Below are 12184 nucleotides of genomic sequence, written 5' to 3'. Positions count from 1 at the left end.
CCCATTTTGCTGATAACGCGCTGGTTTAACTGGCTAATTATTCGCCAGACGCCTGGGCTTCAGGCTTGCCGTAAATCAGCAGCGGTTTGGATTGGCCGGCGATCACCGACTCGTCGATCACCACTTTGTCTACGCTGTCCATCGACGGCAGATCGTACATGGTGTCGAGCAGCGCGCCTTCCACGATGGAACGCAGGCCGCGGGCGCCGGTTTTGCGCGCCATGGCTTTCTTGGCGATGGCGTTCAGCGCTTCGTCGCGGAACTCCAGCTCCACGCCTTCCAGATTGAACAGCGCCTGATACTGCTTGGTCAGGGCGTTCTTCGGCTCTTTCAGGATCTGAATCAGCGCGTCCTCGCTCAGCTCGCTCAGGGTCGCCACCACCGGCAGACGGCCGATGAACTCAGGGATCAGACCAAACTTGATCAAATCTTCCGGTTCGGCCTGCAGCAGCAGTTCGCCTTCGGTGGCCTTCTCGGACTCGCCCTTGACGGTCGCGCCGAAGCCGATGCCGGAGCCGGTGTTGACGCGTTGACCGATCACCTTATCCAAGCCGGCAAATGCGCCGCCGCAGATAAACAGGATCTTGGAAGTATCGACCTGCAGGAATTCCTGTTGCGGATGCTTGCGCCCGCCCTGCGGTGGAACCGCGGCGATGGTGCCTTCAATCAGCTTCAGCAGCGCCTGCTGCACGCCTTCACCCGAGACGTCACGCGTGATCGACGGGTTGTCAGACTTACGGGAAATCTTATCGATTTCATCGATATAAACGATGCCGCGCTGCGCTTTCTGCACGTCATAGTCACATTTTTGCAACAGCTTCTGGATAATATTTTCCACGTCCTCGCCCACGTAACCGGCTTCGGTCAGCGTGGTGGCGTCGGCCATGGTGAACGGCACGTCCAGGAAGCGCGCCAGCGTTTCCGCCAGCAGAGTCTTGCCGCTGCCGGTCGGGCCGATCAGCAAGATGTTGCTCTTGCCCAACTCGATACCGTTGCTGGTATCGCCGTTGCGCAGGCGTTTGTAGTGGTTGTACACCGCAACCGCCAGCACTTTCTTCGCCTGCTCCTGGCCGATGACGTAGTCATCCAGGTGGTGGCGAATTTCGTGTGGCGTCGGCAGCGCACTGCGCTCACGATGCGGGGCAACTTCTTTAATCTCTTCGCGAATAATGTCGTTACACAGATCGACACATTCATCGCAGATATACACTGACGGCCCGGCAATCAGCTTACGCACTTCATGCTGGCTTTTGCCGCAAAAAGAGCAGTACAGCAGCTTTCCTGAACCGTCTTTGCGCTTATCTGTCATCAGTCAAACCTCTTCTTTAGTCTTGTCCCGCAGGAAAATCACGGCGGCAGTGCGCCCAAACTCATATCGGGAACGCCGAGGGGCTACAACAGAGCGAGCCCCTGCCCACTCTGATTACTATAGTCCATCGGCGCCGCGTGGTTCTAGCTGCGGTGTGTCAGAATGCCGTCAACCAGGCCGTATTCCACGGCTTCGTCCGCGGTCATAAAGCGATCGCGCTCGGTATCGCGCTCGATCTGCTCCAGCGGCTGGCCGGTATGCTCGGCCATCAGTTCGTTCATGCGCGCTTTCACCTTGAGGATTTCACGCGCATGGATTTCGATGTCCGTCGCCTGGCCCTGGTAGCCGCCCAGCGGCTGGTGAATCATCACGCGCGAGTTCGGCAGGCAGAAACGTTTGCCTTTGGCGCCCGCGGTCAGCAGGAAGGAGCCCATCGAGCACGCCTGGCCCATACAGATGGTGCTGACGTCCGGCTTGATGAACTTCATGGTGTCGTAAATTGACATGCCCGCGGTAATTACCCCACCCGGCGAGTTGATGTAGAGGTAAATGTCTTTTTCCGGGCTTTCCGCTTCGAGGAACAACATTTGCGCCACGATCAGGTTGGCCATGTGATCTTCCACCTGGCCGGTCAGGAAAATGATGCGCTCTTTCAGCAGGCGGGAATAAATGTCGTAAGAACGCTCCCCGCGTGAAGTCTGCTCTACCACCATCGGCACCAGCGCCATGTTCGGTGCAAATTGATCTCGTTCGCCACTGTATGACATTACCGTCTCCTAATAGAAATTGCCTTGGCGGCCAGGGTGTCACCCTAATACGCCGATTCTACTTGAGAACGGCCATGATGACTATGCTCAAGCATTCGACCCGCGCCGCACGTACCCGACGGTTGTTTTATCCCGCGCACTTTGGCAAACAGCCCCAGAATCATTCTTTACAGATGGGGGGAGCCCGGCGCGATTTCAAGCCCAGAGGCCGATTTTCTCCGCTCGCCGGAAACGATGCCGTTATTCTGACCTTTATCATGCCAGCCAGTTCCCCAGGCAACAGGGTAAATATAGTGCATATTATCCCGCTTAACCTGAGATTAATCAGCAACGTGGCAAAAAGAAAAGCCCGCAACCTGAGGTTGCGGGCTTTTTCATCGTGCGCCGGTTCGCCAGGCGAAACCGGGGGCGCCGTTCATCGCGCCCGGCACGCCGGCATTACGCCTGTTGAGTCTGGTTCATCAGCTCGCTGAAGGTAGTGGCTTTTTCAGTCACTTTCGCTTTCGCCAGCAGGGCTTCAACCGCTTGCTCTTCCAGAGCCACGTTGCGCATGTTGTTCATCAGCTCTTTGTTTTTGCTGTAGAACTCGATGACTTCGCTCGGATCTTCGTAGGCGGAGGCCATTTCTTCGATCAGCGTCTTCACGCGGTCTTCGTCAGCTTTCAGATCGTTGGTGCTGATCACTTCACCCAGCAGCAGGCCAACCACTACGCGGCGTTTCGCTTGCTCTTCGAACAGTTCACGTGGCAGTTCCAGCGCTTGCTTCTCGTTGCCGCCGAAACGCTGTGCAGCCTGACGACGCAGCACGTCGATTTCGCCGTCGATCAGGGCAGCAGGCACGTCGATTTCGTTCGCGCTCACCAGGCCTTCGATCGCCTGAGACTTGATGCGGTTACGCACGGCGCCTTTCAGCTCGCGCTCCATGTTCTTGCGAACCTCGGTGCGCAGGCCGGCAACGGAACCGTCCGCCACGCCGAAACGCTTGATGAACTCTTCGGTCAGTTCCGGCAGCTCGCGCTCTTCAACTTTCTTCAGCACGATAGCGAATTTGGCCGCTTTGCCCTTCAGGTTTTCCGCGTGGTAGTCTTCCGGGAAGTTCACGTCGATGGAGAACTCTTCGCCCGCTTTGTGACCGACCAGGCCTTCTTCGAAGCCTGGGATCATGCGGCCCTGGCCCATTGCCAGCACGAAGTCGGACGCTTTGCCGCCTTCGAACTCTTCACCGTCGATAGAACCGGTGAAGTCAACGGTCACGCGATCTTCAGCTTCCGCCGCGCGATCGGTTTCTTTCCAGGTGGCCTGCTGCTTGCGCAGGGTATCCAGCATCGCGTCGACGTCTTCGTCGTTCACTTCAACTACGGGTTTTTCGACTTCGATGTTTTCCAGGCCTTTCAGCTCAACTTCTGGATACACTTCGAATTCAACGGCGAAAGTGAAGTCTTCACCTTCTTTGTACTCGCCCGGCACGTAGTTTGGTGCGCCGGCCGGATTAATCTTTTCTTTGATGATCGCGTCAACGAAGCTGCGCTGCATCGCTTCGCCCAGCACGTCCTGACGAACAGAGGCGCCGTAACGCTGTTCCACGATGTTCATCGGCACTTTGCCTTTGCGGAAGCCGTCGATACGCACGCTTTTCGCTGCGTTGATCAGCTCTTTCTTCACCGCCTGCTTGATAGTATCAGCCGGTACAGTAATAGAGAGACGGCGCCCAAGGCCTTGAGTGGTTTCTACTGAAACTTGCATCTTGTTACCTCAAAAAAATCACAGTGCTCGGTCAACTCCGTTCCAAGAACCAGGACGGCTACAGATAAGAACCGAGTTCCCTGATGACAGAAGCGTCCCGAAACCATTCCGGAAAAATAAGACGCGACATTATAGCGGCGCATGCGTGGCGAGTCGAGGAAAGCTAGGCGGCGCAGGCGCGCTAAAACTCACACTTTTGCCGATTCGATCGCCCAAAGGCCGCCAAAACAGACCGAACGTTGGCCACATTGCGCGTCGGCCGTGTCGTCGTCAAAAACAGAAACGGCCCGCAGGCCGTTTCAAAATTCGTCAGTAGTAATACCCTAATTCAAGGGCAAAGTTCCACTGATACCTGAAAATTTCCCCCTCAGGCCAGCGTGCCGGCGCCGCGGCACGGCGGCGAGGCCGGCACGGTATCCTGCAGACCTTCCCACTCTTTGAGCGTATAGGTGTGCAGCGCCAGCGCATGTACGCCGTCCGCCAGCTCCTCCGACAATACGCCGTAGATGGAGCGGTGGCGCGTCAAAAAACGTTCGCCGACGAAGCGATCGCTGACCAATACCACTTTGAAATGGCTTTCTGAACCCGCCGGAACGTTATGACGATAGCTTTCATCAACGACTTCCAGATACGCGGGCTCAAACGCCGCCCTTAACTTTGCTTCTATTTGCTCGCGAATCATAGGATCTCCTTACAACACCGGCAGAGGACCGTGCCCATCTAGTTCAATATTAGCCGGTTTTCCCCCGTTTAGACCATCGCCGGGACAAATTTCTCTTTTCTGCGGTCAAATGATGAGCGCCATCCCCGCCGCTTGGGGGATTATCCGATTGAGCGGGCCAAAAAAGCGTGTTTTTATCAACGGCAGGTAAAAATTTGTCACTCAGGCGCCTTCCGCGCTTCCACCGCACGGCGGCGATGCTATGATGTCGGCAATTTGTTGTCGGCTATCCCGCTCTGATTATTACTAAATCCATCGAGAATGAGACAGAAAACATGTTAAAGAAACTTTGTCTTCCTTTGCTGGCCGCCCTGCTGCTGGCCGGCTGCGCGACCAGCAGCAACACCCTGAACGTCACGCCGAAAATCGTTCTGCCGCAGCAGGATCCTACCCTGCAGGGCATCACTGTCAGCATCAACGGCGCGGATCAGCGCGCCGACCAGGCGCTGGCCAAGGTGAACCGCGACGGCCAGTTGGTCACGCTAACGCCATCGCGCGATCTGCGTTTCCTGCTGCAGGAAGTGCTGGAGAAACAGATGGGCGCACGCGGCTACATGATCGGTGCCGACGGCCCGGTGGCGCTGCAAATCGTCGTCAATAACCTGTACGCGGACGTCGCCGAAGGTAACCTGCGCTACAACATCACCACCAAAGCCGACATTTCGATCATCGCCCAGGCGAAGAACGGCAACAAGCAGGTGAAGAATTACCGCTCGACCTATAACGTGCAGGGCGCCTTCACGGCGACCAACGAGAAGATCACCGACGCCGTCAACTCCGTGCTGGGCGACGTGATCGCCGACATGGCTCAGGACACCAGCGTCAACGATTTCATCAAGCAAAACGCGCGCTAATCGGCGCGCCTGGCGCCGCCCGGCGGATCGGGCGGCGCAGACAGGGAACTCATGTCGAAACACTATCTGAACATCTTCACCCAGCGTAACTCCGCCATTCTGCTGCTGCTGGGCTTCGCGTCGGGTCTGCCGCTGGCATTGACCTCCGGCACGCTGCAAGCCTGGATGACCGTCGAAAATATCGATCTGAAAACCATCGGCATCTTCTCGCTGGTGGGCCAGGCCTACGTCTTCAAATTCCTCTGGTCGCCGTTCATGGACCGCTATACCCCGCCGTTTCTCGGGCGGCGGCGCGGTTGGCTGCTGATCAGCCAGCTGTTGCTGGTGGCGGCGATTGTGGCGATGGGCTTTATGCAACCCGCGCAGCACCTGTGGTGGCTGGCGGCGTTGGCGGTGCTGGTGGCGTTCTGCTCCGCCTCGCAAGATATCGTGTTCGACGCCTATAAAACCGATCTGCTGAAAGCCGAAGAACGCGGCACGGGCGCGGCGATCTCGGTGCTGGGTTATCGGCTGGCGATGCTGGTTTCCGGCGGCCTGGCGCTGTGGCTGGCGGATCGCTATTTCGGCTGGCAAGCCACCTACTGGCTGATGGCCGGATTGATGCTGATCGGCGTGGCCGCCACGCTGTTGGCGCCGGAGCCGGATGAAAGCATCCCGGCGCCGCGCACCATGGAACAGGCGGTCGTCGCGCCGCTGCGCGATTTCTTCGGCCGCAACAACGCCTGGCTGATCCTGCTGCTAATCGTGATGTACAAAATGGGCGACGCCTTCGCCGGCAGCCTGAGTACCACCTTCCTGATCCGCGGCGTGGGGTTCGACGCCGGTGAAGTCGGGCTGGTGAACAAAACCCTCGGCCTGTTCGCGACCATCGTCGGCGCCCTGTTCGGCGGCGTGCTGATGCAACGTCTCAGCCTGTTCCGCGCGCTGATGCTGTTCGGCGTCCTGCAGGCGGTCTCCAATCTCGGGTATTGGATCCTGGCGGTGACCGACAAGAGCCTGCTCACCATGGGCAGCGCCATCTTCCTCGAAAATCTGTGTGGCGGCATGGGCACCGCGGCCTTCGTGGCGCTGCTAATGACGCTGTGCAACCGGTCGTTCTCCGCCACCCAGTTCGCGCTGCTGTCGGCGCTGTCCGCCGTAGGGCGCGTCTATGTCGGCCCGATCGCCGGCTGGTTCGTTGAAGCCCACGGTTGGCCGTTGTTCTACCTGTTCTCTATCGCCGCTGCCCTGCCCGGCTTGCTGCTGCTCGGTATCTGTCGTCAGACGCTGGAGCACACCCAGCAGCATGGCAATTTTATGCCGCGCACTGAGTTTTCAGAATCTTACCGTTGGGCGCTGCGCTTACTGACGCTAGGCTGTTCGCTGTTGGGCCTGTGGTTGCTGTTGCTTATCACCAATGCGCTGGATTGGACTCAGGCCCCGCAGTTGGCCGATCGGCTGCTGCAGGTCGGCGCCGCGTTGAGCCTGCTCGGCGTCGCCATGGGCAGTACGTTGGATTACCTCGCCCTGCGCCGCACCCGTTTGGCATAATCTGACCGGCCGGTGATTTCACCGGCCGAAAAAAAAGCGATCCGGGGATATATTTATTTCGGTAAAAAAAGATAATCGGCGCGGAAATTATTTTTTTATCCGACTGCCGCACTCGGAAATAAAATTAAATTCACCTTTAAGACACAATTATTTTACATTAAATAAACCTTTTCTGCGTATTTCCCCGCCGCGCATTTCTTCGCCAAATTCATCATACCTTTAGTTTTCCTTAACATACGGGCTGCTCGTCACGATTCAGCGTGCCAACGCGTTGTTGTCATTGGTAAATTGTCACGCAGGGTTACATCTGTGACCCCCTTAACAGAAAGTGTCAACAAGCCGCTGACACTCCCTTAAGCATGTTTACAGTACTGCAACCTTCCCGTAAAATGCCCGCACACATGAAACGACAATTGAGCCTTTGTTATTGAGGTCGTTAGATGAGACTTAAGAAATACAATAAAAGTATTGGGATGCTGTCATTAATCGCAGGCACTGTATTGCTCAGTGGCTGCGATATGGTTTTGATGAATCCCAAAGGAGCAATTGGTGTTGAGCAACGGACACTGATTATCACTGCAATCGCATTGATGTTGATCGTAGTGGTGCCAGTTATCTTCATGGCGTTCGCCTTTGCCTGGAAGTATCGCGCTTCCAACAAAGACGCCAAGTACAGTCCGAACTGGGCCCACTCCAACAAGATCGAAGCGGTCGTCTGGACCATTCCTATCATTATCATCGCCATCCTTGGCACCATTACCTGGAAGACCACCCACGAACTCGATCCGTTCAAGCCGATTGTCACCGACAAGAAGCCGATGACGATCGAAGTGGTGTCGCTCGACTGGAAATGGCTGTTCATCTACCCGGAACAAGGCATTGCGACCGTTAATGAGCTGGCTTTCCCGAAAGATGTTCCAGTCGAATTCAAGATCACCTCTAACTCGGTAATGAACTCGTTCTTTATCCCGCAGTTGGGTGGACAGATTTATGCGATGGCCGGCATGCAGACCAAACTGCACCTGATCGGCAACGAAGCCGGTGCCTACAAAGGCATCTCCAGCAGCTACAGCGGCGCAGGCTTCTCCGGTATGAAATTCACCGCGATCGTTACCCCGACCGAAGGCGACTTCGATCAGTGGGTGGCCAAGGTGAAGGCATCGTCTAAAAACCTGAACACCACCGACGACTTTAACAAACTGGCAGAGCCGAGTGAAAACAACCCGGTTGAGTACTTTGCCGCTGTCAAACCGAATTTGTTCAAAGAAACAATTGCCAAATTCATGGGCGACATGGATATGCACAAGGGCGCTGGCGCGCACGAAGGCATGGACATGAGCCAAGGTATGGACATGGGTGAACATGCTGCTCACGCCGGAGCCGAGGAATAACTGATGTTGGGAAAATTAACACTTGATGCGGTTCCGTACCACGAACCGATCATCATGGTCACCGTAGCCGCAATTATTGTCGGGGGCCTGGCAGTGCTGGCGCTGCTGACGTATTTCGGTAAATGGAAGTGGCTGTGGAGCGAATGGCTGACTTCGGTCGACCATAAAAAAATTGGTATCATGTACATCATCGTGGCGATGGTCATGCTGCTGCGCGGCTTTGCCGACGCCATCATGATGCGTAGCCAGCAGGCGTTGGCGTCCGCCGGCGAAGCCGGGTTCCTGCCGCCGCACCACTACGACCAGATCTTCACCGCGCACGGCGTCATCATGATTTTCTTCATGGCGATGCCTTTCGTGGTTGGCCTGATGAACGTCGTGGTGCCGCTGCAAATCGGTGCGCGCGACGTCGCCTTCCCGTTCCTGAACTCCCTGAGCTTCTGGTTCTTCGTGGTGGGCGTGGTGCTGATCAACATCTCCCTGGGGGTCGGTGAGTTCGCTCAGACCGGTTGGCTGGCGTATCCGCCGCTGTCGGGTAAAGAGTACAGTCCTGGCGTCGGGGTCGATTACTGGATCTGGAGTCTGCAGATTTCCGGTCTGGGTACCCTGCTGACCGGCGTGAACTTCTTCGCCACCATTCTGAAGATGCGTGCCCCTGGCATGCCTATGATGAAGATGCCGGTGTTCACCTGGGCGGCGCTGTGTACCAACGTCCTGATCATCGTTTCTTTCCCAATTCTGACCGTCACCATCGCGCTGCTGACCCTGGATCGCTATCTGGGCACCCATTTCTTCACCAATGATATGGGCGGCAACATGATGATGTACATCAACCTGATTTGGGCCTGGGGTCACCCAGAGGTGTATATCCTGGTTCTGCCGGTGTTCGGCGTGTTCTCCGAAGTCACCGCGACCTTCTCCAGAAAACGCCTGTTCGGCTATACCTCACTGGTATGGGCAACCATCGCGATCACCGTTCTGTCGTTCATCGTCTGGCTGCACCACTTCTTCACCATGGGGTCCGGCGCGAACGTTAACGCCTTCTTCGGTATCGCCACCATGATCATTTCCATCCCGACCGGGGTGAAAATCTTCAACTGGCTGTTCACCATGTATCAGGGCCGCATCAAGCTCAACTCCGCAATGCTGTGGACCGTTGGCTTCATCATCACCTTCTCCGTGGGTGGTATGACCGGCGTTCTGCTGGCGGTGCCGGGCGCGAACTTCGTGCTGCACAACAGCCTGTTCCTGATCGCGCACTTCCACAACGTCATCATCGGCGGCGTGGTGTTCGGTTGCTTCGCGGGCCTGACCTACTGGTTCCCGAAATCCTTCGGCTTCACGCTGAACGAAAAATGGGGCATCCGCGCGTTCTGGTTCTGGATCATCGGCTTCTTCACCGCCTTCATGCCGCTGTACGCATTGGGCTTTATGGGCATGACCCGTCGTATCAGCCAGAACATCAACCCTGAGTTCCACCCTCTGCTGCTGGTTGCAGCCGGCGGTGCGGCGCTGATCGCCTGCGGCATCCTGTGCCAGCTGACCCAGATCTTCGTCAGTATCCGTGACCGCGAACAGAACCGCGATCTGACCGGTGACCCATGGGGTGCTCGTACTCTGGAGTGGTCAACTTCGTCTCCACCGCCGTTCTATAACTTTGCCGTAGTGCCGCAGATTCATGACCGTGACGAATTCTGGGACATGAAAGAAAAAGGTGAAGCCTATAAGAAACCGGCTAAATACGAACCGATTCATATGCCTAAGAACACCGGCGCCGGCGTTATCATCGCCTTCTTCAGCCTGGTATTCGGTTTCGCAATGATTTGGGAAATCTGGTGGATGGCTCTGGCCGGCTTCATCGGTATGATCGTTGTCTGGATCGGCAAGAGCTTCGATCACGATGTTGACTACTATGTGCAGGTTGATGAAATCGAGCGCATTGAGAACCAACACTACGAACAAATCCGTAAAGCAGGCGTGAACCATGTCAACTGAAACTCTGACCAATCATAACGCAGCCCATGCAGAGCATGGGCACCACGACGCGGGAGAGACCAAAGTCTTCGGATTCTGGATCTACCTGATGAGCGACTGTATTTTGTTTGCGAGCTTGTTCGCGACTTATGCAGTCCTGGTGAACGGGACCGCTGGCGGTCCCTCAGGCAAAGACATCTTCGACCTGAAGTTTGTTCTGGTCGAAACTTTCCTGCTGTTGTTCAGCTCCATCACCTACGGCATGGCGATGATCGCCATGAACAAGGGTAAAGTTGGCGGTGTAAACACCTGGTTGTTCCTGACCTTCCTGTTTGGTCTGGGCTTCGTGGCGATGGAAATCTATGAATTCCATCACCTGATCGCCGAAGGCTTCGGGCCGGATCGCAGCGCGTTCCTGTCCAGCTTCTTCGCGCTGGTCGGCACCCACGGTCTGCACGTGACTTCCGGCCTGATTTGGATCATCGTGCTGATGATTCAGGTGAGCAAGTTCGGCCTGACCGCGACCAACAAAACCCGCCTGATGTGCCTGAGCCTGTTCTGGCACTTCCTGGACGTGGTCTGGATCTGCGTATTTACCGTTGTCTACCTGCTGGGGGTTATGTAATGAGCCATTCATCCCATGAAACCTCTCACGGCGGCGCAAGCCACGGCAGCGTGAAGTCATACCTGATCGGCTTTATCCTGTCGATCATCCTGACGGTAATTCCATTTGCGATGGTAATGAACGGCACTGCCTCTCATTCCACCATCCTGGCGGTTGTTGTCGGTATGGCGGTTATCCAGGTGATTGTTCACCTGGTTTACTTCCTGCACATGAACACCTCATCGGAAGAGCGCTGGAACCTGGTGGCATTGCTGTTCACCGCTATGATCATCGGTATCGTTGTTGTAGGTTCACTCTGGATTATGTACAACCTCAACATCAATATGATGGTCGATTAAGAGCTGAGCTGCACGTGATGATTAAGCAATACCTGCAAGTCACTAAACCAGGAATTATTTTCGGCAATTTAATTTCTGTCGTTGGGGGATTCCTGCTCGCTTCCAAAGGGAGCATCGACTATCCCCTGTTTCTCGCCACCCTGGTGGGTGTCTCGTTGGTGGTCGCGTCGGGCTGTGTGTTTAACAACTACATCGACCGCGATATCGACAAGAAAATGGAGAGAACGAAGAATCGGGTGCTGGTAAAAGGCCTGATCGCGCCGAGTGTCACCCTGGTTTATGCGACCGTGTTGGGTATTGCGGGCTTCGCGTTGCTGTATATCGCGGCCAACCCGCTGGCCATGTGGCTGGCGGTGATGGGCTTCGTGGTTTATGTCGGCGTTTACAGCCTGTACATGAAACGCCATTCGGTCTACGGCACGCTGATCGGCAGCTTGTCGGGCGCCGCGCCGCCGGTTATCGGCTACTGCGCGGTGACCAACGAGTTCGACGCCGGCGCGTTGATCCTGCTGGCTATCTTTAGCCTGTGGCAGATGCCGCATTCTTATGCGATCGCTATCTTCCGCTTTAAAGATTACCAGGCGGCCAACATTCCGGTGCTGCCGGTGGTGAAAGGCATTTCCGTCGCCAAGAACCACATCACGGTCTACATCCTGGCATTTATGATCGCCACGCTGATGCTGACCCTGGTGGGCTACGCCGGCTACAAATACCTGATCGTCGCTGCGGCGGTGAGCGTATGGTGGCTGGGCATGGCGCTGCGCGGTTATAAAACCGAAAACGACAGCGTCTGGGCGCGCAAACTGTTCGTGTTCTCCATCGTCGCCATCACCTCGCTGAGCGTGATGATGTCGATCGACTTCAGCGCCACGGCGGCGCCTGAAGCGCTGGTGACCTACGTTTGGTAAGCCAAATCATCTGTGAATGGGCCG

At 56.2% G+C, this 12184-nt stretch carries 11 protein-coding genes; 7 read left to right on the top strand and 4 right to left on the bottom strand.

What is annotated here, in order from left to right:
- Positions 1-37 precede the first annotated feature (37 nt).
- The 4 genes from clpX to bolA all read right to left on the bottom strand — a co-directional run bounded on the left by clpX (position 38) and on the right by bolA (position 4501).
- Entirely contained in the window at positions 38-1309 is a 1272-nt protein-coding gene (gene clpX / locus GT753_RS00560) for an ATP-dependent protease ATP-binding subunit ClpX (RefSeq protein WP_004940354.1), read from the bottom strand.
- Positions 1310-1452: 143 nt separating this feature from the next.
- Complete coding sequence (clpP, locus tag GT753_RS00555; RefSeq protein WP_015376845.1) at positions 1453-2076, bottom strand: ATP-dependent Clp endopeptidase proteolytic subunit ClpP; 624 nt, start codon at positions 2074-2076, stop codon at positions 1453-1455.
- A 438-nt stretch (positions 2077-2514) separates the two neighbouring features.
- The gene (tig, locus tag GT753_RS00550) at positions 2515-3819 is read right to left on the bottom strand and encodes a trigger factor (RefSeq protein ID WP_031300019.1); all 1305 of its coding nucleotides are present in this window, start codon (positions 3817-3819) and stop codon (positions 2515-2517) included.
- A 367-nt stretch (positions 3820-4186) separates the two neighbouring features.
- Positions 4187-4501, bottom strand: a complete 315-nt coding sequence (bolA, locus tag GT753_RS00545) for a transcriptional regulator BolA (protein WP_004940361.1) — start codon at positions 4499-4501, stop codon at positions 4187-4189.
- Positions 4502-4815: 314 nt separating this feature from the next.
- On the opposite strand from bolA, the gene GT753_RS00540 reads away from it, so the two are divergent.
- The 7 genes from GT753_RS00540 to cyoE all read left to right on the top strand — a co-directional run bounded on the left by GT753_RS00540 (position 4816) and on the right by cyoE (position 12160).
- Complete coding sequence (locus GT753_RS00540) at positions 4816-5394, top strand: lipoprotein (protein ID WP_076740504.1); 579 nt, start codon at positions 4816-4818, stop codon at positions 5392-5394.
- Positions 5395-5445: 51 nt separating this feature from the next.
- Positions 5446-6924, top strand: a complete 1479-nt coding sequence (gene ampG / locus GT753_RS00535; protein WP_015376843.1) for a muropeptide MFS transporter AmpG — start codon at positions 5446-5448, stop codon at positions 6922-6924.
- 440 nt (positions 6925-7364) lie between these two features.
- Entirely contained in the window at positions 7365-8315 is a 951-nt protein-coding gene (cyoA, locus tag GT753_RS00530; protein ID WP_004940365.1) for a cytochrome o ubiquinol oxidase subunit II, read from the top strand.
- Positions 8316-8318: 3 nt separating this feature from the next.
- Entirely contained in the window at positions 8319-10310 is a 1992-nt protein-coding gene (gene cyoB / locus GT753_RS00525) for a cytochrome o ubiquinol oxidase subunit I (RefSeq protein ID WP_004940366.1), read from the top strand.
- Positions 10300-10914, top strand: coding sequence for a cytochrome o ubiquinol oxidase subunit III (locus GT753_RS00520; protein ID WP_004940367.1), 615 nt, complete (start codon positions 10300-10302; stop codon positions 10912-10914). Before cyoB ends, GT753_RS00520 begins: the two co-directional genes overlap by 11 nt.
- Complete coding sequence (locus GT753_RS00515; RefSeq protein WP_004940369.1) at positions 10914-11252, top strand: cytochrome o ubiquinol oxidase subunit IV; 339 nt, start codon at positions 10914-10916, stop codon at positions 11250-11252. Before GT753_RS00520 ends, GT753_RS00515 begins: the two co-directional genes overlap by 1 nt.
- A 17-nt stretch (positions 11253-11269) precedes the next feature.
- Positions 11270-12160, top strand: coding sequence for a heme o synthase (gene cyoE / locus GT753_RS00510; RefSeq protein WP_015376842.1), 891 nt, complete (start codon positions 11270-11272; stop codon positions 12158-12160).
- Positions 12161-12184: the final 24 nt, after the last annotated feature.

The organism is Serratia sp. Z4 (assembly GCF_009900725.1).
GTDB classification, from domain to species: Bacteria; Pseudomonadota; Gammaproteobacteria; order Enterobacterales; family Enterobacteriaceae; genus Serratia; species Serratia nematodiphila.
The sequence above is the reverse complement of the archived record's forward strand: the minus strand, read 5'-3'. Positions and strand labels throughout refer to the sequence as shown.

Bases quoted from the DNA above. Each gene is read 5' to 3' on its own strand.
- clpX (WP_004940354.1), bottom strand. From the start codon at position 1,309: ATGACAGATAAGCGCAAAGACGGTTCAGGAAAGCTGCTGTACTGCTCT.
- clpP (WP_015376845.1), bottom strand. From the start codon at position 2,076: ATGTCATACAGTGGCGAACGAGATCAATTTGCACCGAACATGGCGCTG.
- tig (WP_031300019.1), bottom strand. From the start codon at position 3,819: ATGCAAGTTTCAGTAGAAACCACTCAAGGCCTTGGGCGCCGTCTCTCT.
- bolA (WP_004940361.1), bottom strand. From the start codon at position 4,501: ATGATTCGCGAGCAAATAGAAGCAAAGTTAAGGGCGGCGTTTGAGCCC.
- GT753_RS00540 (WP_076740504.1), top strand. From the start codon at position 4,816: ATGTTAAAGAAACTTTGTCTTCCTTTGCTGGCCGCCCTGCTGCTGGCC.
- ampG (WP_015376843.1), top strand. From the start codon at position 5,446: ATGTCGAAACACTATCTGAACATCTTCACCCAGCGTAACTCCGCCATT.
- cyoA (WP_004940365.1), top strand. From the start codon at position 7,365: ATGAGACTTAAGAAATACAATAAAAGTATTGGGATGCTGTCATTAATC.
- cyoB (WP_004940366.1), top strand. From the start codon at position 8,319: ATGTTGGGAAAATTAACACTTGATGCGGTTCCGTACCACGAACCGATC.
- GT753_RS00520 (WP_004940367.1), top strand. From the start codon at position 10,300: ATGTCAACTGAAACTCTGACCAATCATAACGCAGCCCATGCAGAGCAT.
- GT753_RS00515 (WP_004940369.1), top strand. From the start codon at position 10,914: ATGAGCCATTCATCCCATGAAACCTCTCACGGCGGCGCAAGCCACGGC.
- cyoE (WP_015376842.1), top strand. From the start codon at position 11,270: ATGATTAAGCAATACCTGCAAGTCACTAAACCAGGAATTATTTTCGGC.